This is a genomic window from Acidovorax sp. Leaf73, assembly GCF_916855635.1.
Taxonomy (GTDB): Bacteria; Pseudomonadota; Gammaproteobacteria; order Burkholderiales; family Burkholderiaceae_C; genus Acidovorax; species Acidovorax facilis.
In genome coordinates this window covers 363,798-388,838 of record NZ_CAKASI010000001.1, presented here as the reverse complement: position 1 = coordinate 388,838, position 25,041 = coordinate 363,798, and the positions used below count along the sequence as shown (strand labels likewise).

Here is a 25,041-nt window from a genome sequence, read left to right as displayed (position 1 = left end):
CTAAACTGATCCTCAGTTCAAGGCATCTTTCAATGCCTTGCCAGGACGGAACTTTGGAACTTTAGCAGCTTTGATTTTAATCGTAGCGCCGGTACGGGGATTGCGGCCCGTGCGAGCAGCGCGTTTGCCGACCGCAAAGGTACCGAAACCGACGAGCGAAACGGTGCCGCCCTTCTTCAGGGTCTTCTTGACGGCCTCGATCGTGGATTCCAGGGCACGAGCAGCGGCGGCCTTGGAGATGTCGGCGTTGGTAGCGATGTGCTCAATCAGTTCGGTTTTGTTCACAAGAAGCCTCTCGGAAAAGAGTTGATGGAATGTCTCGCGGATATCTGGTCTTCACACGTCCGAAAGCGCAGCCGGAGGCTGGTTGAAAACAGACGGGGGAATGACTGGCATACACAGCAGTGGCTGCTGCATCAGATTAAAGCCATCGAGTTTCCGGGTGTCAATACAACACGCTGGTTTGGCGCAGCGTTGGGGTGAATTCTAGTCGTATTTCACGCTGCGACAGGGCTTGTGGGGCGTTTTTGTCTCAAACACGCCGTATGGGCAGCACTCCGTATTGACACCCCAGTTCCGACAATGCAGCGCAGGCCACAGTCCCTCGCATTCATCCGCAAAACCACCGAAAGGATGCGCGCGCCCCACTCCTGCTACTTCACACGCGCCCGGATTTCTGGCAATGCCTTTTGCAGGTAGTACACCATCGACCAGACCGTGAGCACAGCCGAGGCCCAGATGAGCCAGGTGCCCCACACGCCGGTATCGATGACGCCGAACAGGCGCCCGTCATAAAGAAGGAAGGGGATGGCCACCATCTGCACCGTGGTCTTGACCTTGCCGATCATGTGCACAGCAACGCTCTTGCTCGCGCCGATCTGTGCCATCCACTCGCGCAGGGCTGATATGGCGATCTCGCGGCCGATGATGATGAGCGCAACGAACACATCGGCGCGCTGCAGATGCACCAGCACCAGCAGCGATGCACACACCAGAAACTTGTCGGCCACCGGGTCCAGAAAGGCGCCAAACGACGAGGTCTGGTTCAGTTTGCGGGCCAGGTAGCCGTCCAGCCAGTCGGTGGCTGCGAACACCACAAACATCACGGTGGCAATGAGGTTGCGCGTGGCCGGGTCCAGCGGCGCGTAGAACACCCCCACGATCAAAGGTATCGCGACGATGCGCGTCCAGGTCATCAAGGTGGGGATAGTCCAGAACATGGGTCGATTGTGTCACGGCAGGGCGAGCAGTCCGGCCGGGGACTCAACGCAAGGCGCGATAGATCTCTTCGGCCAGCTCACGCGAGATGCCGTCCACGGTGACCAGGTCCTCCACACTGGCCGCAGCCACACCGCGCACCCCGCCAAAACGCTGCAGCAGCCGTGCACGCTTCTTGGGGCCCACCCCCGCAATTTCTTCGAGCTGACCACCACCCACCCGCACCTTGGCCCGTGCAGCGCGCATGCCGGTGATGGCAAACCTGTGGGCCTCGTCGCGGATCTGCGCCACCAGCATCAGCGCCGCCGAGTCCTTGCCCAGGTAGACCTTCTCGCGGCCATCTGCAAACACCAGCTCTTCCAGACCCACCTTGCGGCCCTCGCCCTTTTCCACGCCCACGATGCGGGTCAGATCCAGCCCCAGCGCGGTGAACACCTCGCGCGCCACGCCCACCTGGCCCTTGCCACCGTCGATGAGCACCAGATCGGGCAGGCGTGCCACACCTTTGGGCTTGGTAGGCTCTTCACCCCCGGGCGCGGGGTTGGCCGCAAAGTCGATGCCCCCAGCTTCGCGCGCGGCCTCGGCCACCTTGCTGTAGCGGCGCGTCAGCACCTGGCGCATGGCGGCATAGTCGTCGCCGCCCGTAATGCCTTCGATTTTGTAGCGGCGGTATTCGCTGCTCTGCATCTTGTGGTGATGGAACACCACGCACGATGCCTGGGTGGATTCACCCGCCGTGTGCGAGATGTCAAAACACTCGATGGTGAGCTGGTCCAGATCTTCGGGCGGCAGATCCAGCGCCTCGGCCAGGGCACGCGTGCGCGCCTGTTGCGAGCCCTCTTCGGCCAGCAGGCGGGCCAGTTGCAGGTCGGCATTCTTTTGCGCCATGTCCAGCCAGGCGCGGCGCTGTTCGCGCGGCTGGTGGATGGCGGTCACGCGCACACCACTTTGGTCGCCCAGTGCCTCCAGCAACGCCTTGTCCACTGGTTCGCTGGTGACCAGCACCGGCGGCACCGGCACGCCGATGTAATGCTGGGCGATGAACGCTTCGAGCACCAGCACCTCGACCCGGCGAAAGGGCGCGGCCGGAGTATTCTCATCGGTGCCGTCACCGCCCTCTTCCTCGAACACGGCGGCAGCGTCTTCCACATGCACCGGGAAATACGGCCGGTCTCCCAGATGCCGCCCGCCGCGCACCATGGCCAGGTTCACACAGGCGCGGCCGCCTTGCACGCGTACGGCCAAGATGTCCACATCCTTGTCGTCCGCAATCTCGATGGACTGCTGGTGCAGCACCCGCGACAGCGCCTGGATCTGGTTGCGCACATCGGCGGCCTGCTCAAATTCAAGCCTGTCGGAATGCGCCATCATCCGCACCTCCATGGCCTTTAGCACCTCCTGCGTTTCGCCGCGCAGCAGTGCCTCGGCATGCTGCACGTCGGCTGCATAGGCCTCGGGCGAGATCAAGTCCACACAAGGCCCGGTGCAGCGCTTGATCTGGAATAGCAGGCAGGGCCGCGTGCGGTTGGCAAACACCGTGTCTTCGCAGGTACGCAGGCGAAACACCTTTTGCAGCAGTTGGATGGTTTCCTTGACCGCCCAGGCGCTGGGGTACGGACCGAAATAGCGGTGCTTCTTATCGACCGCACCCCGGTAATAAGCCATGCGCGGAAACACTTGGGCGGGCGCATTGCCGCTGGCCGTGGGCGTGCCTGTGATCTTGAGATAGGGATAGCTCTTGTCGTCCCTGAACAGGATGTTGAACTTGGGGTTCAGCGTCTTGATGAGGTTGTTTTCCAGCAGCAGCGCCTCGGCCTCGGAGCGCACCACCGTGGTCTCCATGCGCACGATCTTGCTGACCATGTGGCCGATGCGCGTGCCGCCATGGTTCTTGGTGAAGTAGCTCGACACGCGCCGCTTGAGGTGGCGCGCCTTGCCTACATACAGCAGCGCGCCCTGGGCGTCGAAATAGCGGTACACGCCCGGCAGCGCGGGCAGCGCAGCCACCTGCGCCAGCAGTTCTTCGGAATGGGACATGGCGCGTATTGTGGCCCCGCGCGCAGCCTGGCCTGTGTACTATGAAAAAAATAGCTGCTAGCGCTTACACATCAAGCGCTAGCAGCCAATTTGACCACTACTCTGCTTCGATCTTCGCGCTTTTCACCACCTGCGCCCAGTTGGCAAGGTCCGCCTTGACCTTGTCACCCAGCTGCGCCGGGGTCTGGTAGTCGGCCGTGGCGCCCTGCTCCAGCGCCTTTTGCTGGAAGGCTGCGCTTTGCACCACGGTGCGGATGTCGGCAGTGAGCTTGTCCACCACCGGCTTGGGCACCGCAGCGGGCACAAACAACGCGAACCACGACGTGGCATCGACCTTGGGGTAACCCGCCTCGGCCGTGGTGGGCACATCGGGCAGGCTGGGCAGCCGCTGCTTGCCCGTCACGGCCAGCACGCGCAGCTTGCCGCTGGCGATGTGGGGCATGAACGGAGGCGCGGTGCCAAAGGTCAGGTCCACCTGCCCACCCAGCAGGTCCTGCAGTGCGGGGCCCGTGCCTTTGTAGGGCACGTGGACCATCTTGATGCCGCCCTGCTGCTCCAGCATGGCGCCCGTGACATGCTGCAGCGAGCCATTGCCCGATGAGGCGTAATTGAGCTTGCCGGGGTTGGCCTTGGCATAGGCCATCAGCTCAGGCAGCGTCTTCACGGGCAGGTCGTTGCGCACCACGATGATCTGCGGGGCCGAGATCACGTTGGCCACGGGCTGAAAGTCGGCCTGGTCCCACTGCTTTTGTTTGGTGATGTGGGGCGAGATGACGTGGTAGCCCGAGTACTGCATGAACACGGTGTAGCCATCGGGCTCGGCGCGTTTGACGATGCTGGCGGCAATATTGCCGTTGCCACCGCCCTTGTTGTCCACGATGACCGACTGGCCCAGCACCGGCGCCAGGGCCTGGGCCAGCATCCGGGCCGACAGGTCGGTGGTGCCACCTGCGGCGGTGGGCACCACCATGGTCACGGTCTTGGTAGGGTAGGCGCCTTGCGCCAGGGCAGAACCCCAAAAGCCGGTGGCGATGGCCGCCAGGGCCAGGGACGTGAATTGCTTGCGATGCAGGTTCATGCGATGTCTCCGCTTTCTCTGTTGTTGAATATCGTTCCGGGGCGGCGGCTGGGCAGCCAGCACCCGCCATAGCCATCTCGGGCGCTCAATCCACGGTGGCGCCGGTGTCCTTCACCACGCGGCTCCACTTGGGCAGGTCGGACTGCACCAGCGCCGCCAGTTGGGCTGCCGTGCCCTTGAAGGGTTCACAGCCCACGGTAGCCAGCTTGTCCACCACGTCCTTGTGCTCCAGCGCCCGGGCCGCCTCGGCCTGCAGTTGCGCCACGATGGGCGCGGGCGTGCCGGCCGGGGCAAACAGCGCGTACCAGGGCGCCTGGCCAAAGCCCTTGATCGTCTCGCCAATGGTGGGCGCATCGGGCAGCGCAGCCACGCGCTTTTCATTGACCACGCCCAGCACCTTGAGCTTGCCCGCCTTGATGAAGGCAATGGCCGACGGCAGGCTTTGCACCGACAGCGGCACTTGCCCGCCCACCACGTCGGTGGCGGCTGCGGCAGAGCCCTTGTACGGAATGTGCTGCAGCTGGATGCCAGCGGCCTTTTGCAGCATCTCGCCGATCAGGTGGTTCAGCGTGCCGTTGCCCGCCGAGGCAATCGAATACTTGCCAGGGCTGGCCTTGGCCAAGTTCACCAGCTCGGCCACGTTGTTGGCGGGAAAAGACGGGTGCGCCACCAGCACATAACCGGCCGTGGCGACAGGGGCCACGGGGGCAAAATCCTTCACCGGGTCAAAGCCGGGGTTCTTGTACAGCGCGGGGCCAATCACATGGGCGCTGTCGGCCGTCAGAAGCAGGGTGTAGCCATCGTTGCGCGCGCGGGCCGTGGTGCCCGTGGCCAGGGTGCCTCCCGCACCAGGACGGTTTTCCACGATCACGCTCTGGCCCAGTTGCTCGCCGAGCTTTTGCGCCACCACGCGCGCAATGGCGTCATTGGCGCCTCCCGCAGCCTGGGGCACGACCACGGTGATGGGCTTGGACGGGTACTTGTCCTGCGCGCCTGCTGCCAAGGCAGCAGAGCACAACATAGCAGCCGTGAAGAGTCGGCGGGACAGCATCGTTTGAAATGTCATGGCTTTTGTCTCCTGTGGTTGTGAATGAATGCAGGCTCGCCCGCATTCAACGCGAAAGCGCTCTTTCGCGGATGGCGTCGAAATCCGCAGGTACCGAATGCAGCGCCAGGCGCGGACCCGCCTTGGCGATCTGACTCGGAATGTCGTGGCCGATGAGCACAGGCAACTGCTGCGCCGCTGCCACCAGCCGGGCCAGGTCCACGCCCGTGTCGTAGCCCATCAGCGCCAGCGCATGCACGATCTCTTCGCTGCACACATTGCCGCTGGCGCCCGGCGCATAGGGGCAGCCGCCAAGGCCGCCCAGCGAGGCATCGAACCGGTCCGCACCCGCGTCGATGGCTGCCAGCACGTTGGCAAGGCCCATGCCGCGCGTGTTGTGAAAGTGCAGCGTGAACTCCACACCCGGCCAGCGCGCGCGGGCCGCCGCCGTGAGCTGGTGCACCTGCGTGGGGTAGGCCATGCCCGTGGTGTCGCACAGCGTGATGCCACGCACGCCCATATCCACAAAACGCTGCACCCAGCCGAACACGTCGGCCTGGGCCACATCACCTTCCATGGGGCAGCCGAACACGCAGGACAGCGACACATTCACCGCCACATTGGCGCCCTGCGCCAGCGCGATCACCTGCGCCAGCGCCGCGAACGACTGTTCCTGCGTCATGCGCAGGTTGGCCAGATTGTGCGTGGCGCTGACCGACATGACGAGGTTCAGCTCATCCGTGCGCGACTCGATGGCGCGCTCGGCGCCGCGCAGATTGGGCACCAGCGCGGTGTAGACGGTGCCCGGGCTTCGCGTGATCTCGCGCATGACGACCTCGGCGTCTTTCAGCGCGGGAATGGCGGTGGGCGATGTGAACGAAGTCACCTCGATCTTGGACAGGCCCGCTGCCGAAAGCGCATTGCACAGCGCGATCTTGTCGGCCGTGGGCACAAAGGCCTTCTCCATCTGCAGGCCGTCGCGCAGGCCGACCTCCTGCATGTGGATGCGGCGGTTCGCGCCTTGCCACACGGTGTTGGATGCACTCATTGAATGACCCCCTTGTTGCGCAGCAGGGCGATCTGTTCGGCCGTCAACCCCGCGTCGGCAAGCACCGCATCGGTGTCATCGCCCAGGTGCGGAGCACTGCTGCGGATGGTTCCGGGCGTGCCCGAGAGTTTGGGCACGATGCCCGGTACTTCCACGCTGTAGCCGTCGCGCGTCTGCTGGGTCAGCAGCATGCCGCGTGCGCGGTAGTGGGGGTCTTCGGCGATGTCCTTGGCGGTGTAGACCTTGCCCGCCGGCACGCGGGCGGCGCCCAATGCATCCAGCACCTGCTGCACAGTGCGCTGCGCGCTCCAGACGCCGATCGCGGCGTCGATCTCTTCCACGCGGGCCACGCGGCCGGTGTTGTTGGCCAGGTCCGGCGCGGCGCCCAGGTCGGGCCGGCCGATGGCATCCATCAGCCGCTTGAAAATGCTGTCGCCATTGCCCGCCACCAGCACCCAGCCGTCCGTGCAGGGGTAGGCGTTGCTCGGCGCAATGCCCGGCAGCGCGCTGCCCGCCGCCTCGCGCACGGCACCAAAGGCGCTGTATTCGGGGATCAGGCTTTCCATCACGTTGAACACCGCCTCGTGCAGCGCCACGTCAATCACCTGGCCTTTGCCGCCGTTGACCTTGCGGTGGTACAGCGCCGTGAGCACGCCGATGGTGCCGTGCAGCGCGGCGAGCGTGTCGCCAATCGACACCCCGACGCGCACCGGCACGCGACCGGGCTCGCCCGTCAGGTGGCGCAGGCCGCCCATGGCCTCGCCAATGGCACCAAAGCCCGGCAGGTCGCGGTACGGCCCGGTCTGGCCGTAGCCCGAGATGCGCAGCATGACCAGGCCGGGGTTGAGCGCGTGCAGTTCCTCGGGCGACATGCCCCAGCCTTCGAGCGTGCCGGGGCGGAAGTTTTCGACCAGCACATCGGCCTCGGCGATCAGCTGGCGAGCGATGTCCTGCCCCTCCTTTTGCCGCAGGTCCAGCGCCACCGAGCGCTTGTTGCGCGACTGCACCTGCCACCAGACGGAGGTGCCTTCCTTGATCAGGCGCCAGTTGCGCAGCGGGTCGCCCGACTCGGGCGCCTCGATCTTGATCACGTCGGCGCCAAACTCGCCCAGCGTCTTGCCGCAGAACGGCCCGGCAATCAGCTGGCCCATTTCGATGACGCGCACGCCTTGCAGTGCGGCGGGGGATGCAATGGAATCCATGGAAATGTGTGTCTCCTGCGGGCGGTGATGCTGGGCGGGAATGATGCGCACCTGCGGCCCTCCTGCAAAACGCTCAAGCAACAAGCCACCATCGCAATCCGGCATGGCAAACAAGCGGCTTGCTACCATCGGTGCCCCATGAAACTCGACCCCGTCTCCCTGCGCCTGTTCGTTGCCGTGATGGAAGAAAACACCATCGCCGCTGCCGCCGCGCGCGAGCACCTGGCCGCATCGGCCGTCAGCCGCCGCCTGGCCGACTTGGAAGACGCGCTGCAGGTGGCCTTGTTCACCCGCAGCAACAAAGGCACCGAGCCCACCGCCGCCGCGTTTGCGCTGCTGAACCTGGCGCGCGGTGTGCTGAACGACCTGGACGGCATCGCCACGCAGATGCGCGACTACGGCACGGGCGTGCGCGGCCATGTGCGTGTGGTGGCCAATATTTCGGCCATCACGCAGTTTTTACCCGCCGAGTTGCAGAGCTTTTTGGAGCAACACCCTCAGGTGGATGTGCGGCTGCAGGAGCAGATCAGCACCGCGATTGCCCAGTCCGTGGCCGAGAACGCCGCCGACGTGGGCATCCTCAACGAAGGCAGCTACGGCGAACGCGTGACGCTGCTGCCCTACCGCACCGACGAACTGGTGCTGGTGGTACCCACCGGCCACGCGCTGGTGCGGCGCAAGTCCGTGCGCCTGGCAGACGCCCTGCCTTTTGACTTTGTGGGCGCGCACCCGGGCAGCGCCATCAACAACCAACTGACCCGCGCGGCCGCCGAGGCGGGCCTGCCACTGCGCCTGCGCATGCAGGTGACGAGCTACGACGCGCTGTGCCTCATGGTCAACGCGGGCCTGGGTGTGGGCGTGATGCCCCGTGGCAGCGCCGCGCTGTACCGGGGCACGCTGGCCATCCGCACCGTCACGCTGAACGAGCCCTGGGCGCAGCGGCGGCTGGCACTGTGTGTGCGGTCTGAAGAATCGCTCTCCAGCGTTGCCCGGCTGCTGGTGGAGCACCTGCGCGCGCAGCCAACGGGGCCATCACCATGAGCCGCCCCCTGCCCCCGCTCCAGTGGGATGTGTTTTGCCGCGTGATCGACAACTTTGGCGACATCGGCGTGTGCTGGCGCCTCGTGGCGCAACTGGCCGCGCTGGGCCACCGCGTGCGCCTGTGGGTGGACGACGCTTCGGCCCTGCAGTGGATGGCGCCCCAAGGCTGCCCCGGCGTGGAGTTGCGCGCCTGGGGTTCGCCACCACCGAGCCCTGATGAACCCGCCCCCGATGTGATGGTGGAGGCCTTCGGCTGCGACATTGCTCCTGAATTCATAGCTTATAGCGCTTATCCATCAAGCGCTAGAGGCCAAAAATCCTCCAAACCAGTCTGGATCAACCTGGAATACCTGTCGGCAGAAGCTTACGTGGAGCGCAACCACAGGCTGCCGTCGCCCATCCTGTCCGGCCCCGCCGCAGGGTGGACGCGCTGGTTCTTCTACCCTGGCTTCACGCCCGGCACGGGCGGCTTGCTGCGCGAACCCGACCTGATGGCACGGCGCGAGGCGTTTGACCGCAGCGCCTGGCGTGCAGAACACGCCGCCGCCTTCGGGCTGGGCGATGGTTGCGCCGAGCAGCGCTGGGTTTCGCTGTTCTGCTACGAACCCGCCGCCTTGCCGGAGCTGCTGCGGCACGGCCAGACACGGCCCACGCAGTTGCTGGTGACTCCGGGCCGCCCCACGGCCGCCGTGCGGGCTGCATTGGCTGAGGGCTGTGATCAAAAAATCGGTCAAAAGGGTCTCCAGCGCTTATCTGACAAGCGCGAGCAGCTATCAATTTCATATCTACCCCACCGCCCCCAGCCTGCGTTTGACGAGATGCTCTGGGCCTGTGACTTCAACGCCGTACGCGGCGAGGACTCGCTGGTGCGGGCGCTGTGGGCGGGCCAGGCGTTTGTGTGGCAGATCTACCCGCAGCATGACAACGCGCACCACGACAAGCTCTGGGCGTTTCTGGACTGGCTGCAGGCCCCCGCATCGCTGCGGCAGTTCCACGCGACCTGGAACGGACTGGACGCCGAGCCGCTGCAATGGCCCGGCGACGACACCCTGGCCGAGTGGACGGCCTGCACCCAGGCCGCCCGTGCGCGCCTGCTGATGCAGGACAACCTCGTCGCACAACTTTTGGGCTTTGTCGCCGAAAAACGGTAAAATCCGAGGCTTTGCGCAAATCAGGTACGGCACAGCAGTGCCACCACCCCGCGCACTTTCGCCGCAGAACATGCACCGGCGCGCAAACCAGGCGGTTTGCCAGCCCGCGCGTTGAGCGGCCCCAACCCAAGCAACTTGCTATGAAAATCGCTCAAGAAATCCGCGCCGGCAACGTCATCATGCACGGCAAGGACCCCATGGTGGTCCTGAAGACCGAATACGCCCGCGGCGGCCGCGGTGCAGCCACCGTGCGCATGAAGCTCAAGAGCCTGATCGGCAACTTCGGCACCGAAGTCGTGTTCAAGGCCGACGACAAGATCGACAACGTGATCCTGGACAAGAAGGAGTGCACCTACTCCTACTTCGCCGACCCCATGTACGTGTGCATGGACACCGAGTACAACCAGTACGAAGTGGAAGCCGAAAACATGGGCGACTCGCTGAACTACCTGGAAGACGGCATGACCGTGGAAGTGGTGTTCTACGACGGCAAGGCCATCTCAGTCGAACTGCCCACCAGCGTCGAGCGTGAAATCACCTGGACGGAACCCGCCGTCAAGGGCGACACCTCCGGCAAGGTCATGAAGCCTGCCAAGATCGCCACCGGCTTTGAAGTGCCCGTGCCCCTGTTTGTCAGCCAAGGCGACAAGATCGAAATCGACACCCGCACCGGCGAATACCGCAAGCGCGTGTAAGCTGCCCTGCGCAGTTCTCCCTTGCGGTAGAACGACCACAAAAAAGGCTTCCCCTGGGAAGCCTTTTTTCATGGTATTTTTAGCCGCCAGCGCTTATCTACAAAGCGCAGATAGCTATCAATTACATAGCTATCAAATGGGTTGCGCCACCAGATCGTGCCCACGCACGCCGACAATGCGCGCCTTGGTGAACTCGCCCACCTTCATGGTTTTGCTGATCTTCTCGGGCGGCAGCAGCTGCACGGTGCCGTCGATCTCGGGCGCATCCGCATAGGTGCGGCCCACACCGCCCTTGCGGCCCAGGCCGGGAGCCGAATCCACCAGCACCTGCATGGTGGCCCCCACGCGGCGCTGCAGCTTGGCAATCGACACCTCTTCGGCTACAGCCATGAAGCGGGCACGGCGCTCTTCGCGCACTTCCAGAGGCAACATGCCCGGCAGCTCATTGGCAGCAGCACCCGTCACATCACTGTAGGCAAAGCAGCCCGCACGGTCGATCTGCGCCTCGCGCACAAAATCGAGCAGGTGCTGGAACTCTTCTTCCGTCTCGCCAGGGAAGCCGGCGATAAAGGTGCTGCGGATCACGATCTCGGGGCAGGCCTCGCGCCAGCGCTGGATGCGCTCGAGGTTGCGCTCGCCGCTGGCCGGGCGCTTCATGCGCTTGAGCACGTCGGGGTGGCTGTGCTGGAAAGGCACATCCAGGTAGGGCAGCACGCGGCCCGTGGCCATGAGCGGGATCACCTCGTCCACGCTGGGGTACGGGTACACGTAGTGCAGCCGCACCCAGGCGCCGTAGGGCTCGGCGATCTCGCCCAGCGTCTGCACCAGCTCCAGCATGCGCGTCTTGACCGGCTTGCCGTCCCAGAAGCCGGTGCGGTACTTCACATCCACACCGTAGGCCGACGTGTCCTGGCTGATGACCAGCAACTCCTTGACGCCACCTTCAAACAGGGCTTTGGCCTCGCTGAGCACATCGCCAATGGGTCGCGACACCAAGTCGCCGCGCATGGACGGGATGATGCAGAAGGTACAACGGTGGTTGCAGCCTTCGCTGATCTTGAGGTACGCATAGTGCTTGGGCGTGAGCTTGATGCCCGCAATACCAAAGCTGCCCGGCACCAGGTCCACAAACGGGTCGTGCGGCTTGGGCAGGTTCAGGTGGACGGCATCCATCACCTCTTGCGTGGCATGCGGACCGGTCACGGCCAGCACGCTGGGGTGCATCTGGCGCACCATGTTGCCGCCGTCGTCGCCCGTGCGGGCGCCCAGGCAGCCGGTGACGATGACCTTGCCGTTCTCGGCCAAGGCTTCGCCAATGGTGTCCAGGCTTTCCTTGACGGCGTCGTCAATGAAGCCGCAGGTGTTGACGATGACCAGGTCCGCGCCCTGGAAGGTCTTGGAGGTTTCGTAACCCTCCGCGCTCAGCTGCGTGAGAATCAACTCGGAATCGGTCAGCGCCTTGGGGCAGCCCAGGCTGACGAATCCGACTTTGGGTGTTTTGGTGGGGGCAATTGCTTCGCTCATATCCCCGTATTGTCCCAGTTCCGGCGTCAGACCGGTGGGACGGGCAATTGCCTGCAATGCCTGCGACTCGCCGCGACCTATGAAACTGGCGCGATCCTAGGCCAGCGGCCACCGCGCAAGGGCCGCCCCGCCGCGCTGGTGGCGTCTCCCTAGGGGGAAGCCGCGAAGCGGCTCAGGGAGGCTACCGCTTGAGTCCAAACGCGCCCAGCATCTGCTCCGTCTGCTTTTGCATCTGCTCCTGCATCTGCGTGAGCATGGACTGCGACTGCTCCACATAGTTGCCCATCATGCCCTTGAGCATGGGCGATTGCAGGCTCATGAACTGGGCCCACATCTCTGGCGTCACGCTCTGCGACTGCTCGGCCAGCTTGGCCTGAACGTCGGTAAACGCCTGTACGTTCTTCTCCAGGTACGCGCCCATGAAACCCTGCATGGCATGGCCATAAAAACGGATGATGTTGGCCAGCACCGCCTCGGTGAACATGGGTGCGCCACCGGCCTCTTCTTCCAGAATGATCTGCAGCAGAATGCTGCGCGTGAGGTCTTCGCCCGTTTTGGCGTCGCGCACTACCACCTGCTGGTTGGCCATGACCAGCTGGCGCACCTCGGCCAGGGTGATGTAGGTGGAGGTGTCTGTGTCGTACAGACGGCGATTGGGGTATTTTTTGATGACACGCTGCGCCGACTTGGGCGCGGCACTTTTCTGTTCGGACACGACGAACTCCTCGGGCTGGAAGCCCATGTATTGCAGTGCAGCACATTCTAGGGAACGGGCAGCCCGGCACCAGCAAAGGAATACCCTGATGACTAGCTGCGCGCCACTGTCGCCGGGGTGACACTTGCCAAGCCCGGTAGCTTCACCACGCTAGGCGCAGCCGTCACAGGCCTGCACCCGCCCATCCACCGATGCGGCGCACCGTCTGACAGCTGAATACGTTTGCCGGTGCGATAGTGGGCGTTTGCCCTCTTTTCCACACGATGCTCGAAAGTTTGCAGCTCTCCCCCTGGCTCGCTACGGCGGTAGCGGCCTTGTTTGCCACGACCTTGGCAGCCATCGCCCATCGGATGGTCGCCATCATTCTGCGCCGCGCAACAACCCCCCTCCCCGTGGTGCAGACCGTGGTGCTGGCATGCATACCGGTCATGCGGATTCTGCTGCCGTTGATCGCGCTGCAACTGGTATGGCAAGCCGCCAGCGATGATCTGCCGTACATCGGCGGTATCCGCCATCTCAATGGCCTGGCGGTGATTGGCGGGGCCTGCTGGCTGCTGATTGCCGCAATTGGCGGCCTGGCCAATGGCGTCATTGCCCAACACCCCGCAGATGTGGAAAACAACCTCACCGCCCGACGCATCGCCACCCAGGCACGCGTGCTGTCGCGCACGGCGATGACCGGTGTGGTGATGGCGGGCCTCGCGCTCATGCTCATGACTTTTCCAGGGGCCCGGCAAGTAGGTGCCAGTTTGCTCGCGTCGGCCGGGGTGGTGGGGATTGTGGCGGGCATTGCAGCGCGCCCGGTCTTCAGCAACATGATCGCCGGCCTGCAGATCGCACTGGCCCAGCCCATCCGTATCGACGATGTGCTCATCGTCGAAGGGGAATGGGGGCGGGTAGAAGAAATCACCAGCACCTATGTGGTGCTGCGCATCTGGGACGAGCGGCGCTTGATCATTCCGCTGCAGTGGTTTATAGAAAACCCGTTTCAAAACTGGACACGCACCAGCTCTGAAATCCTGGGAACCGTTTTCCTGTTTGCCGACTATCGCCTGCCGCTGGACCCGCTGCGGGCCGAATTGCAGCGGGTGCTGGAAACCGCACCAGAGTGGGACAGGCGAGTGAACGTGCTGCAGCTCACCGATGTGACCGAGCGCACCATCCAGATCCGCGTGCTGGTCTCCGCACGATCATCCAGCCTGGCGTTCGACCTGCGGTGCCGGGTGCGCGAAGCGCTTGTGACCTTCATCCAACGCGAATACCCGGACTGCCTTCCACAAGTGCGTGTGCCTGCACAGGGGGCTGAAGCACCGACGAGACCGCTCGAGCAAGAGCCCCCGTTGAAGGCCTGAGCCAAGGCAGCGCTATGGGTGCACCCACAAGAAGCCCCGCCGGATTTCTCCACGGTAGCAACCATGCCGGAACATGGGCATTCTTCCTCAATAGCCCATCTTGAAGTACGCCACGGCAAGCACCGCAACGATGGCGGCGAGAGCAGCAAGCCAGAAGATCCGGATGTCGTACAGACCCAGTTCAGGATCAGTGTCCACAAAACCCTGATGGACACTTGAAGAATTGGATGGAGCGTTCATGGTGGCATCCCTTCTCTTTGAAGGCACCAAAGTTATCGCGCCCCCGTGCGTCTTCGTGTCAGACAAAAACCAATTCATTGATTTGCCGCCAGACACGCAGGCGCCGTCACCCTCGGTGAACTCAATGGGTGCAAGGAGCCAACAAAGAAGTTCGTCGGTATCCCCAGGGCGATGAACGACCGCGACGCCCGACATCGCATAAAAAAGAGGACTGATTCGAGCGCGACCAAAGAAAAAGCCACCTGTAAAAAGGTGGCTTTGTGCTTTTTGAAACCTGGTCAAGGTTTCCACAAGTTTTTCAGTGGTCTGAAAGCTGGTTTCCTTCAGGGAAAAACTTGGTAGGCGCGATTGGACTCGAACCAACGACCCCCACCATGTCAAGGTGGTGCTCTAACCAGCTGAGCTACGCGCCTGTCGTTGTTTAGACCACGATTATAGCCATAAAAATCGGGTGCCTCGATCAAAACAGCACAGCAAACGGCAAAGAGATGTTCGTGGCTCTTGTTCCATGCCTACCGTCCCGCCACTCAGCGTCTGCGCGCGGAGCGCACACCGGGCACGCCGGCCACGATGCCCAACACCTTGTTCAGCCGGCCCGAATCGGCAACCTCCACCGTGAAGGTCATCCACGCCGTGCCTTTCACCGACTGCGTCTGCACGCCGATCACATTGGTCTTTTCGCGCGCAAAGACTTCGGAGATATCGCGCAGCAGGCCCTGGCGGTCGGCGGCTTCCACGGCGACGTCCACGGGGTACACGGCAGCCAGTGCAGCCGATTTGGAGGTTGAGCCCCACTCAACATCGATCACCCGCTCAATGCTGCGTGCGGCCATTTCGCGGAAGTTGCTGCAGTCGGCCCGGTGCACGCTCACGCCCTTGCCCCGCGTGACAAAACCACGGATCAGGTCCGGCGGGGCTGGCTTGCAGCACTTGGCCAGCTGGGTCATCAGCGAGTCAATGCCAACCACCAGCACGCCGCCCTTGGGTGCGGCATCGTTGGTGCGTGTTTTCTTGAGCAACAAATAGTCGTCGGGCTGCAAAACCGGCTCGGGCGGTCGCAGCACCGTTTCGATGTTGCGCAGCGAGAATTCATCCTTGCCCACCACTTCGAACAAGGCATCGGCGGACTTGAAGCCCAGTTGCACCGCCAGATCGTCGAGCTTGATGGCAGTCTTGCCCTCGCGCTGCAGCAGCTTTTCGACCGCCTCGCGCCCACGGGCCACGGTTTCGTGCGTGGCCTGGGCGTTGAACCAGGCTCGCACCTTGGCTTTGGCGCGGTTGCTGGTGAGGTAGCCCAGCTCAGCATTGAGCCAGTCGCGTGAGGGGCGGCCTTCCTTGACGGTGGATATCTCCACCGTCTGTCCGTTTTGCAGCGGTGTATTGAGCGGCACCATCGCGCCGTCCACCCGGGCGCCCCGGCAACGGTGCCCGACACTCGTGTGCACGGCATACGCAAAGTCCACCGGTGTGGCGCCCTGGGGCAGCTCTACCACAGCAGCATCTGGGGTCAGCACGTAGATGCGGTCTTCAAACAGGCCCCGGTTGGGCAAGGCACCCGACAGATCGCGCTCCCAGGCCAGCAACTGGCGCAGCACCGCAATCTTGGCGTCGTATTCACCCGTGGCCGAAACCCCTGCATAGCCCTTGCTGCCTGCCTCTTTGTAGGCCCAGTGCGCCGCCACTCCGTGCTCCGCATGGTCGTGCATGGCCTGGGTACGGATCTGGATCTCGATGGGCTTGCCGTTGTCGTCGCGCACGATGGTGTGCAGCGACTGGTAGCCATTGGGCTTGGGCTTGGCGATGTAGTCGTCAAACTCCTCCACGATGGGCTTGAACTGCTCGTGCACCCAGCTCAGGGCCGCGTAGCAGTCCTTCACCGTGGGCACCACCACGCGCAGCGCGCGGATGTCAAACACCTGATCGAAGTTGAGCGACTTGCCGCGCATCTTCTTGACGATGCTGTAGATGTGCTTCGGGCGCCCCTGCACGCTGGCGCTGATGCTGCGCGCGCGCAAATCGGCCTCCAGCCGCCCACGCAGCTGCTCCATGTACACCTCGCGCTCGCCCCGCTTTTCGTCGAGCAGGCGGGCCACTTCCTTGTAGGTATCGGGCTCCAGGAAGCGAAAGGACAGGTCCTCCAGCTCCCACTTGACCTGCCAGATACCAAGGCGGTTGGCCAGCGGTGCAAACACCTGCAGCGACTCGCGCGCCAGGCTGGGCGATACGGGGCGCTTGCTGGCCGCATGAAAGCGCAGCGTCTGCAGGCGCGAGGCCAGGCGCAGCATCACCACACGCAGGTCGCGCGAGAAGGCGAGCAGCATCTTGCGCACGTTCTCGGTCTGCACGGCGGGGTCTTCCAGGTGCTCTGCGGTGCGGGCCTGCTGCTGCACGCGCATGAGCTTGGTGGTCTCTACCGCCAGCGCGGCAAAGTTGGCACCAAAGGCCTTGGCGATCACCTCTTCAGGCTTGTTCAGATGAATGCACGCATGCACCAGGTAACTGGCGGCCTGCATGGCCTCCGAACCACCAATGCCCTTGAGGATGGCAGCCACGGCATCGGCGTGGGCCAGCGTGTTTTCGCCGGAATCCAGCGTTTCGCCAGCCATCAAGGGCTCGGCAAACGCGCGCGCACGCGCCAGCGCGTTCACCTGCTCAGGCAGGGTGTGTGCGGTAGCGGCAATGAGCTGGGGGACAGCGTCGGCCTGGGGGGTGTGGGACGCCTGTGCGGGAGGGTAGGTTTTCATCCGGCCACAACACCTTCCGCCGAAAGCAAAAAGCCGGTGACCGCAGCCACCTGATCTCCCGCCACCAGCGTGGGAGCATGCCCCACGCCTTCAAATTCGACCACGTGTGCCCGGGGCCCGCGCTGCGCCATGGCCTGCGCGGTTTCGCGAAAGAGCAGGTCAGACTGTGCACCTCGCAACAGCAAGGTGCGGGCCGTGATGTGGTCATACAGTTGCCACAGCATGGCCTCACCAGCCACTGCGGACTCTTGCGTGAGTGTTTTGAACGGCACCGCGATGGCCGGGTCATAGTGCAGCGTGATGCCACCACCGGCAGATTCCGGCAACGCGCGCACCATGGCACGCGACAAGTCCAGCCACTGCTCGGGTGTATGGGGGCCAAAGCTGGTGGAAATCGCCCACATGGCGTCGGCCGCCTGCTGGAGCGACTCGAACCGCGCCTGTTGCCCCAGGTACAAGCCGATGCGCTGCAGGGCCTCCCACTGGATGACGGGGCCCACGTCGTTGAGTACCAGCCTGCGCACAGGCACCGGCAAAGGCAGCCCCGGCTGGCCCGCAATGCCCATGCCAATGAGCCCCCCCATGCTGGTGCCCACCCAGTCGAGGGTGGTGATGGGTGCCTGCTGGTGCACCTGGGCCAGCATGGCCAGCATGTCCGCGGCGTACTGGGGAATCTGATAGCCCATGGGGTCAGCCAGCCAGTCGCTCTGGCCGCGCCCGACCACGTCGGGGCAGATCACGCGGGCATGCTGGCTCAACGCACGGGCCAGGGTGTCGAAGTCGCGCCCCTGGCGCGAGAGGCCATGCACACAGACCACCACATGGGGATGCGCCGGGTTGCCCGTGGCATTCCACTCCCAATACGCCATGCGATGGTGTGTAGCCGCAGATGCGGAGGAGTTACCGGAAGACACCACAGGCGCCCCCGGGCCAGGGCACAGTACGTAGTTCAGCGTAGGTTCAATCATGGGTGCGAAATCCGGGGGCAGCGCTCGATAATGCAGGAGCCGTCGGCACCCATTGTTCGTTCATGCGTGCCGACTTTTTCTTGCGTTGCATCGTAATTCATTCGGAGAGACTCACATGCTGAAAGGCAAAACCGCCCTCGTCACCGGCTCCACCAGTGGCATTGGTCTTGGCATCGCCAAGGCGCTGGCCCGCCAGGGTGCCAACATCGTGCTCAATGGCTTTGGCGATGTGGATGGCCCCCGCGCCGAAGTGCTGGCAGCTGGCGAAACTGCTGGCGCCAAAGTGGGTTACCACGGTGCAGACATGAGCCGGGTGGCCGACATCGAGGACATGATGAAGTACAGCGCCGCGCAGTTCGGCCGCGTGGACATCCTGGTGAACAACGCAGGTATCCAGCACGTGGCCAATGTGGAAGACTTCCCCGTGGAGCGCTGGGATGCAGTGATCGCCATCAACCTCACAAGCGCCTTTCACACATCGCGCCTGGCGCTGCCGGCCATGAAGAGTGCCAACTGGGGCCGCATCATCAACGTGGCATCGGTGCACGGCCTGGTGGGCTCGGCACAGAAGGCTGCGTACGTGGCGGCCAAACACGGCATCGTGGGTCTGACCAAGGTGACGGCGCTGGAGAACGCCACCAGCGGCGTGACCTGCAACGCCATCTGCCCTGGCTGGGTGCTGACGCCCCTGGTGCAAAAACAGGTGGATGCCAAGGCGGCCGAACACGGCCTGTCGAACGAAGACGCCAAGAAGCTGCTGCTGGGCGAAAAAGAGCCGTCCATGCAGTTCACCACGCCCGAAGAACTGGGCGAGCTGGCTGTGTTCTTCTGCTCCCCCGCCGCCAACAATGTGCGTGGCGTGGCATGGAACATGGATGGCGGCTGGGCAGCGCAGTGAGAAAGCACGCGCGAGCGTCTGATCGCTGTTGGCATGCCAGCACAGGCGCCCGGTAAACTGCAAAATTGATAGCTGCCAGCGCTTACCAGATAAGCGCTGGCGGCCAATATTTCCTAAAAAATCAGCGCATCTGCACCGAACCCGACACGTTCACGATGACCTGGGCCTTGCCCGCTTCGACCGGCACGGCGGAATCAGAGAACGAGCCCGCCTTGGCCTCCATGGCCATCATGCGCGGACGTGGCCCGGGCACCATCTCATTGCTGTTCACCGCCACCTCGCGCAGGCTGTAGTTGCTGAAGCCAAAACCCTTGGCCAGTTCAGCCGCGCGTGCCTTGAACTGTTCGATGGCCTGGGTCTGGGCTTCGCCCTCCACCTTGGCCCGGGCCTCGCGCGACAGGCCGAAAGCCACATTGCTGATGGCCAGCGTCTGGATCTTGCCGGCCGTGGCCGTGATGCGCGCGAAGTCGCGGCCTTCCAGCACCAGCTCGGCACGGCCCTGCCAGCCGTTGATCTTCCCGTCCTTGCCATAACGCGGGTACAGCCCGAAGGGGCCGGTACGCACATCGAGCTGTCCGGGCTGGGCGTTGCGCTTGGCTTCAGCCAGGGCTGCGTCCAGCGCCTGCTTGAGCTGTGTCTGTACCGTGGCGGCGTCGGCAGCCTCCTTGCTGGTGGCAAGGTTGAGCACCAGCAGGTCCTGCTGCACCTCCACCGTGCCCGTGGCCGACAGCTGCACGACATTGCGCGGCTCGGGGGGTGGAGAATTTTGAGCAAAAGAGGCACCAGCGCAAGCAATCAAAACGCCAGCAGCTATCAATTTAGTAGTAATTTTCATCACAAAGGTGTCCTTGATATCGGTGCACGGCCCGGGGCCGGGCCATGCGGGGCACCACCTTAACCGCACTGCCCACGCGTTGCGATGAAGCCCCTCCACCGCGCGTGCGAAGCTGGGCAAAACTTGTAACAGTTGGTCAAACCCAGCCCCAAAACCCGAACTTCGGCGTTCCAAGTGGTCAGAATCGGCTCTGTTACAAATTGGACTTGGGATCAAGATGGCCACAACAACCAATCGCACCGACAAAGTTCTGGTGGTGGACGACGATGCACGAATCCGTGATCTGCTGCGCCGCTACCTCACGCAGGAAGGCTTTGAAGTCATGGTCGCCGAAGACGGCAAGGCGCTTAACCGCCTTCTGCTGCGCGAAACCGTGGACATCATCGTGCTTGACCTGATGATGCCGGGCGAAGACGGGCTTTCCATCTGCCGCCGCCTGCGTGCCGCCAATGACCGCACCCCCATCATCATGCTCACCGCCAAAGGCGAGGACGTGGACCGCATCGTGGGCCTGGAAGTGGGCGCCGACGACTACCTGGGCAAGCCCTTCAACCCCCGCGAACTGTTGGCCCGCATCCACGCTGTGCTGCGCCGCCGCCCCGCACAGGAAGCGCCTGGCGCCCCCTCGGGCGACAACGAGGTCGTGACCTTTGGTCCCTTTACCTTCGACCTGGGCACCCGAGCACTGCAGCGCAATGGCGAAGAACTGCCCCTAACCACCGGCGAATTTGCCATGCTCAAGGCGCTGGTGCGCCACCCACGCCAGCCCCTTTCGCGCGAAAAGCTGGCCCTGCTGGCCCGTGGCCGCGAGTTTGAGCCGTTTGACCGCAGCCTCGATGTGCAGGTGTCGCGCCTGCGCAAGCTGGTGGAGGTGGATGCCGCCGCCCCGCGCTACATCCAGACCGTGTGGGGGGTAGGCTACGTGTTCGTGCCGGACGGAACCAGCTGACCCCTCTTTCCTTGCCTGTATGCACAATTCCGACGGCAATTCGAGGTCGAGATCTTCATCATCGGTCCGGCAGTCCGTGACCGCTTCCCCCGACGCCACCAGCCCCGCCCCCCTGGAGTCCTTGCGACAGGCCCGGGAGCAGCGGGCGCGTGTGGGCCTCAATCTCTTCTGGCGCACTTTCTTCCTGCTGGCGCTGCTGTTGGTGGGGAGCATTCTGGCGTGGCTGCAGACCTTGCGGGCGCTGGAGTTCGAGCCGCGCACCCTGCACACCGCGCAGCAGATCGCATCGCTGGTGAACCTGAGCCGCGCGGCGCTGGTGCATTCCGACGCCATTGCTCGTGTGTCGCTCATCAAGACCATGGCCGACCAGGAAGGCGTGCGCATCCTGCCGCGCGAGCCGCGCGACAAGTTCGAGCTTCTGGAGGGCACCGCCCTGGGCAACCGCCTGACCGACGAACTCACCCAGCGCCTGGGGCCCGACACCATCGTGGCGCAAAACGTGAATGGGGAAACCGGCCTGTGGGTCGGCTTCAACATCAATGGCGATCCCAACTGGCTGCTGATGGACCGCTCGCGCTTCAGCCCGGCGGGCGGCCGCACCTGGCTGATCTGGCTGATCACGGCAGGGGCGTTGTCCTTGGCCGGTGCGGCGGCCATTGCGCGGCTGATCAACCGGCCTCTCAAGCAACTCTCCTACGCGGCCAACCGCGTCAAGGACGGCGACTTCGCAGCCAGCCACCTCGACGAAGAAGTGGTGACCAGCGAAATCCGCGAAGTGAACATCGGCTTCAACCGCATGGCGCAAAAATTGGCCAAGCTGGAGCAGGACCGCGCCGTGATGCTGGCGGGCATTTCGCACGACCTGCGCACGCCTCTGGCGCGCCTGCGGCTGGAAACCGAGATGAGCGTGACCGATGAAGTGGCCCGCGAGCACATGGTGGCAGACATCGTGCAGCTCGACGCCACGATCGACAAGTTCCTCGACTACGCTCGGCCGGACCATGTCACGCTGACACCGGTCAACCTGCATGCCGTGGTGTCGTCCTGCGTCTATGCCGTGCAAGACCATCGCGAACTGCAGATCACGATGTCCGTGCCCGAAGACCTCAACGTGCTGGCCGACGAAGTGGAACTGGCCCGCGTGATCTCCAACCTGCTCGAAAACGCGCGGCGCTACGGCAAGGCCGAGGACACCGGTATCACCAACGTGGACATTGCCGCCAAAGGCCGTGAGAACTGGGTGCTGGTCAAACTGCGCGACCATGGCCCCGGCGTGCCACCCGAGCAGTTGTCGAATCTGACCAAGCCCTTCTTTCGCGGTGACTCTGCGCGCACCGCAGCGGCAGGCGCGGGGCTGGGGCTCTCCATCGTGGACAAAACCGTGCAGCGCATGGGCGGCATCTTTGCACTGGCCAACTCCAGCACCGGCGGCCTGGTAGCCCACCTGCAGTTGCAGCGGGCCACTGATCTGCCCGAGGGTGCAGACCCCAAGCAGCGGCTGCAGCGCCCGTCCGTCAAACGCCAGCTGCCGCGGCGTCGCGCCGAAGACCGGATGGCGTGATCGCCCCGCACTGCCCCATGTACAAAGCCCTCACCTGGAGGGCTTTGTTTTTGGCGCATCCTCTCGGCATCCGAAGGTGGCGGCGACCAGACCGCAAGAGCCCTCAGCGCACCATGCAGGGCGCCTTGTTGTTGAACTTCCAGCCTGGGATCAGGAACTGCATGGCAACTGCGTCGTCGCGTGCGCCCAGGCCATGCTGCAAGTACAGGCGGTGGGCACGCTCGACCTCGTCCATGTCCAACTCCACGCCCAGGCCGGGCTTCTTTGGCAGCTGGATGAAGCCGTCCTTGATCTGGAACGGTTCCTTCGTCAGCCGCTCACCGTCCTGCCAGATCCAGTGCGTGTCAATCGCCGTCACGCGGCCAGGGGCGGCGGCGCCCACGTGGGTGAACATGGCCAGCGAGACGTCGAAATGGTTGTTCGAGTGCGAACCCCAGGTCAGGCCGAAGGCCTGGCACATCTGCGCCACGCGGACCGACCCGGCCATGGTCCAGAAGTGCGGGTCGGCCAGCGGGATGTCCACCGACTGCAGGGCCAGGCTGTGCGCCATTTCGCGCCAGTCGGTGGCGACCATGTTGGTGGCGGTGGGCAAGCCCGTGGCGCGGCGAAATTCCGCCATCACCTCGCGGCCCGAAAACACGCCTTCGGCGCCGCAGGGGTCTTCGGCATAGGCCATCACGCCGTGCAGATCACGCGTGAGGCGAATCGCATCTTTCAGCAACCAGCCGCCATTGGGGTCCAGCGTGACGCGCGCTTCGGGAAAGCGCTCATGCAGCGCGCGGATGGCCTCGACCTCTTCCTCGCCGCGCAGCACGCCGCCCTTGAGCTTGAAGTCGGCAAAGCCATAGCGCTCGTACGCCGCCTCGGCCAGGCGCACGATGCCGTCGGCCGACATGGCCTTCTCGTTGCGCAGGCGGAACCAGTCGTTGTCGGCACCGGGCTCGGTGCGGTAGGCCAGGTCGGTCTTTTCGCGGTCGCCCACGTAGAACAGGTATCCCAGCATCTGCACCGCCTCGCGCTGCACGCCGTCGCCCAGCAGCGCGGCCACGGGCACATCCAGGTGCTGGCCCAGCAGGTCCAGGAAGGCGGACTCCACGGCCGTGACGGCGTGGATGGTGATGCGCAGATCAAAGGTTTGCAGGCCGCGTCCGCCTGCATCGCGGTCGGCAAACTGCGCGCGCATGGCGTTGAGCACGGCGTTGTGGTGCCCGATGGGGCGGCCCATGATCAGTGATCGCGCATCCTCGATGGTCTGGCGAATCTTCTCGCCGCCGGGCACCTCACCCACCCCGGTGTTGCCCGCGCTGTCGCGCAGGATGATCAGGTTGCGCGTGAAGAAGGGGCCGTGTGCGCCGCTCAGGTTCATGAGCATGCTGTCGTGGCCCGCCACGGGCACCACGCGCAGCTCGGTGACAACGGGGGTGCTGGCGACGGAAGGGATGGAGGAGGTGGTCATGGTGGTCTGGAAACGAAGATGGGGCGGGAAAAAGCGCCCCGTGACAAGGCTTAATCGGCAGTGATTTTTCGGGTTTCGATGACGGTCTTCCAGCGCGCGAATTCGCGCGCCTGGTAGGCGGTGAAGGCTTCGGGCGTGCTGGCCACGATCTCCAGGCCCTGGTCGAGCATGCGCTTCTTCACGGCGGGGTCGTTCATGGCGGCGATGGCTGCGTCCGAAAGCTTCTTCTTCACGGCGGCGGGCAGGCCCTTGGGCGCGGCCATGCCTTGCCACGAGTAGACCTCGGCACCGGCCACGCCAGCCTCGGCCAAGGTGGGCACGTCGGGCAGCACGGGGCTGCGCTTGTCGCCGGTGACGGCAATCGCGTGCAGCTTGCCCGCCCGGATGTGCTGCAGCACGGCGTTCACGTTCTGGAACGAGAACTCCACCTGCCCGCCCAGCAGGTCGTTGATGGCCGGTGCTCCGCCCTTGTAAGGGATGTGCAGGCCTTCGGTGCCGCTCTGCTGCCAAAAAACCTCGGCCGAGAGGTGGTCCGACGAGCCGTTGCCCGAGCTTGCAAAGCTCACCTTGCCAGGATTGGCCTTGAGCTGGGCAATCACCTCTTGCACGGTGCGCGCCTTCTGATTGGGGGCAGCCACCAGCACGTTGGGTGCCTGCACGGGCACGGTGATGTAGTCAAAGTCCTTGAGGGCGTCGTAAGGCACGCTTTTGAGCAAGTGCGGCGCCACCACAAACGCACCGAGCGACGACACCAGCAGCGTGTAGCCGTCGGGTGCGGCGCGCTTCACCGCACCAGCCCCCAGCGTGCCCGTGGCACCGGGGCGGTTGTCCACCACGAAGTTCTGGCCCAGCTTGTCGCCCATGTGCTGCGCCATGGCGCGGGCCACCATGTCGGTGGAGCCCCCTGCCGGAAAAGGCACGACGACGGTGACTGGTTTTTCGGGCCAGGGGGTGGCGGCGGTCTGGGCCGATGCAGCCAGAGCGATGGTGCAGGTACTGGCAATCAGCAGCAGTTTCTTGAACATGGGGAGGTCTCCTGAACAGTTGTGGAAGGGCCTTCTGCGGGGCCTTGGTTGGGGAAAGTGAACCGGGGTGTGCCCAGGTTGACGAGGAGCTGGCACCAACGTGAACATCCGCTCACCAAAAGCAAGAGGTCATACAAGCAGCTATTCATTCAATCAATCAACCCGGATTCAAGCCTCAAACACCTATTAACAGGCGCATTCTGAATGTCTGGATGGGCAAATGTTAACGTTAACAGTCGCATCAAAAACCATGGAAAAC

22 protein-coding genes and 1 tRNA gene are annotated in these 25,041 nt (G+C 64.1%); 7 read left to right on the top strand and 16 right to left on the bottom strand.

Going from position 1 to position 25,041, the window contains the following annotated elements; translation table 11 throughout:
- Positions 1–12 precede the first annotated feature (12 nt).
- The 7 genes from LPA35_RS01910 to LPA35_RS01880 all read right to left on the bottom strand — a co-directional run bounded on the left by LPA35_RS01910 (position 13) and on the right by LPA35_RS01880 (position 7,628).
- The gene (locus LPA35_RS01910) at positions 13–285 is read right to left on the bottom strand and encodes an HU family DNA-binding protein (protein ID WP_008906675.1); all 273 of its coding nucleotides are present in this window, start codon (positions 283–285) and stop codon (positions 13–15) included.
- Between the two features lie 368 nt (positions 286–653).
- Positions 654–1,220 (bottom strand): CDP-diacylglycerol--glycerol-3-phosphate 3-phosphatidyltransferase, encoded by a 567-nt coding sequence (gene pgsA, locus LPA35_RS01905; RefSeq protein WP_055400785.1) that lies wholly within the window; start codon positions 1,218–1,220, stop codon positions 654–656.
- Between the two features lie 43 nt (positions 1,221–1,263).
- Positions 1,264–3,255: an excinuclease ABC subunit UvrC gene (gene uvrC / locus LPA35_RS01900; protein WP_176885589.1), complete on the bottom strand. Its 1,992-nt coding sequence runs from the start codon at positions 3,253–3,255 to the stop codon at positions 1,264–1,266.
- Positions 3,256–3,352: 97 nt separating this feature from the next.
- Positions 3,353–4,333, bottom strand: coding sequence for a tripartite tricarboxylate transporter substrate binding protein (locus LPA35_RS01895; protein WP_228894693.1), 981 nt, complete (start codon positions 4,331–4,333; stop codon positions 3,353–3,355).
- Positions 4,334–4,418: 85 nt separating this feature from the next.
- Positions 4,419–5,399 carry a tripartite tricarboxylate transporter substrate binding protein gene (locus tag LPA35_RS01890; RefSeq protein WP_228894692.1) on the bottom strand — a complete coding sequence of 327 codons (981 nt, stop codon included), beginning with the start codon at positions 5,397–5,399 and terminating at the stop codon, positions 4,419–4,421.
- Positions 5,400–5,445: 46 nt separating this feature from the next.
- Positions 5,446–6,426 carry a hydroxymethylglutaryl-CoA lyase gene (locus LPA35_RS01885; RefSeq protein ID WP_228894690.1) on the bottom strand — a complete coding sequence of 327 codons (981 nt, stop codon included), beginning with the start codon at positions 6,424–6,426 and terminating at the stop codon, positions 5,446–5,448.
- On the bottom strand, positions 6,423–7,628 hold the full coding sequence (locus LPA35_RS01880) for a CaiB/BaiF CoA-transferase family protein (RefSeq protein WP_228894689.1): 1,206 nt from the start codon (positions 7,626–7,628) through the stop codon (positions 6,423–6,425). Before LPA35_RS01880 ends, LPA35_RS01885 begins: the two co-directional genes overlap by 4 nt.
- Positions 7,629–7,766: 138 nt before the next feature.
- Between LPA35_RS01880 and LPA35_RS01875 the strand changes: the two genes are divergently transcribed.
- The 3 genes from LPA35_RS01875 to efp all read left to right on the top strand — a co-directional run bounded on the left by LPA35_RS01875 (position 7,767) and on the right by efp (position 10,515).
- Positions 7,767–8,669, top strand: a complete 903-nt coding sequence (locus LPA35_RS01875; RefSeq protein WP_176885585.1) for a LysR family transcriptional regulator — start codon at positions 7,767–7,769, stop codon at positions 8,667–8,669.
- Positions 8,666–9,820: an elongation factor P maturation arginine rhamnosyltransferase EarP gene (earP, locus tag LPA35_RS01870; protein ID WP_228894687.1), complete on the top strand. Its 1,155-nt coding sequence runs from the start codon at positions 8,666–8,668 to the stop codon at positions 9,818–9,820. Before LPA35_RS01875 ends, earP begins: the two co-directional genes overlap by 4 nt.
- A gap of 140 nt (positions 9,821–9,960) precedes the next feature.
- On the top strand, positions 9,961–10,515 hold the full coding sequence (efp, locus tag LPA35_RS01865) for an elongation factor P (RefSeq protein ID WP_008906801.1): 555 nt from the start codon (positions 9,961–9,963) through the stop codon (positions 10,513–10,515).
- Between the two features lie 132 nt (positions 10,516–10,647).
- Here efp and rimO read toward each other — a convergent pair whose 3' ends face one another.
- Together rimO and phaR are read right to left on the bottom strand one after the other, a co-directional pair.
- Complete coding sequence (gene rimO / locus LPA35_RS01860) at positions 10,648–12,039, bottom strand: 30S ribosomal protein S12 methylthiotransferase RimO (RefSeq protein ID WP_121506860.1); 1,392 nt, start codon at positions 12,037–12,039, stop codon at positions 10,648–10,650.
- 181 nt (positions 12,040–12,220) lie between these two features.
- The gene (phaR, locus tag LPA35_RS01855; RefSeq protein ID WP_055402453.1) at positions 12,221–12,781 is read right to left on the bottom strand and encodes a polyhydroxyalkanoate synthesis repressor PhaR; all 561 of its coding nucleotides are present in this window, start codon (positions 12,779–12,781) and stop codon (positions 12,221–12,223) included.
- Positions 12,782–13,017: 236 nt separating this feature from the next.
- On the opposite strand from phaR, the gene LPA35_RS01850 reads away from it, so the two are divergent.
- A complete protein-coding gene (locus tag LPA35_RS01850) occupies positions 13,018–14,106 on the top strand; it encodes a mechanosensitive ion channel family protein (protein WP_228894686.1) in 1,089 nt (362 codons plus the stop codon).
- A gap of 87 nt (positions 14,107–14,193) precedes the next feature.
- Here the strand turns inward: LPA35_RS01850 and LPA35_RS01845 are convergent, their stop codons facing one another.
- The 4 genes from LPA35_RS01845 to LPA35_RS01830 form a co-directional block, all read right to left on the bottom strand.
- A complete protein-coding gene (locus LPA35_RS01845; RefSeq protein ID WP_228894685.1) occupies positions 14,194–14,637 on the bottom strand; it encodes a hypothetical protein in 444 nt (147 codons plus the stop codon).
- Positions 14,638–14,682: 45 nt separating this feature from the next.
- Positions 14,683–14,759 (bottom strand) — tRNA-Val (locus tag LPA35_RS01840).
- 114 nt (positions 14,760–14,873) lie between these two features.
- Positions 14,874–17,090, bottom strand: a complete 2,217-nt coding sequence (locus tag LPA35_RS01835) for a bifunctional (p)ppGpp synthetase/guanosine-3',5'-bis(diphosphate) 3'-pyrophosphohydrolase (protein ID WP_228894684.1) — start codon at positions 17,088–17,090, stop codon at positions 14,874–14,876.
- On the bottom strand, positions 17,087–18,058 hold the full coding sequence (locus LPA35_RS01830) for an alpha/beta fold hydrolase (protein WP_228894683.1): 972 nt from the start codon (positions 18,056–18,058) through the stop codon (positions 17,087–17,089). The genes LPA35_RS01835 and LPA35_RS01830 overlap by 4 nt, the downstream gene beginning before the upstream one ends.
- Positions 18,059–18,173: 115 nt before the next feature.
- Here LPA35_RS01830 and LPA35_RS01825 point away from each other — a divergent pair, with 115 nt between their 5' ends.
- Complete coding sequence (locus tag LPA35_RS01825) at positions 18,174–18,956, top strand: 3-hydroxybutyrate dehydrogenase (protein WP_228894682.1); 783 nt, start codon at positions 18,174–18,176, stop codon at positions 18,954–18,956.
- A 121-nt stretch (positions 18,957–19,077) separates the two neighbouring features.
- Here the strand turns inward: LPA35_RS01825 and LPA35_RS01820 are convergent, their stop codons facing one another.
- Complete coding sequence (locus LPA35_RS01820; RefSeq protein ID WP_228894680.1) at positions 19,078–19,791, bottom strand: SIMPL domain-containing protein; 714 nt, start codon at positions 19,789–19,791, stop codon at positions 19,078–19,080.
- Positions 19,792–20,008: 217 nt separating this feature from the next.
- On the opposite strand from LPA35_RS01820, the gene ompR reads away from it, so the two are divergent.
- Together ompR and LPA35_RS01810 are read left to right on the top strand one after the other, a co-directional pair.
- Positions 20,009–20,740: a two-component system response regulator OmpR gene (ompR, locus tag LPA35_RS01815; RefSeq protein ID WP_010460834.1), complete on the top strand. Its 732-nt coding sequence runs from the start codon at positions 20,009–20,011 to the stop codon at positions 20,738–20,740.
- A gap of 19 nt (positions 20,741–20,759) precedes the next feature.
- On the top strand, positions 20,760–22,301 hold the full coding sequence (locus LPA35_RS01810) for an ATP-binding protein (RefSeq protein WP_228894678.1): 1,542 nt from the start codon (positions 20,760–20,762) through the stop codon (positions 22,299–22,301).
- A 103-nt stretch (positions 22,302–22,404) separates the two neighbouring features.
- On the opposite strand, the gene gudD is transcribed toward LPA35_RS01810, so the two are convergent.
- Positions 22,405–23,757 (bottom strand): glucarate dehydratase, encoded by a 1,353-nt coding sequence (gene gudD / locus LPA35_RS01805; RefSeq protein WP_121419677.1) that lies wholly within the window; start codon positions 23,755–23,757, stop codon positions 22,405–22,407.
- A 50-nt stretch (positions 23,758–23,807) separates the two neighbouring features.
- Positions 23,808–24,782 carry a tripartite tricarboxylate transporter substrate binding protein gene (locus LPA35_RS01800; RefSeq protein WP_121506869.1) on the bottom strand — a complete coding sequence of 325 codons (975 nt, stop codon included), beginning with the start codon at positions 24,780–24,782 and terminating at the stop codon, positions 23,808–23,810.
- Positions 24,783–25,041 lie beyond the last annotated feature (259 nt).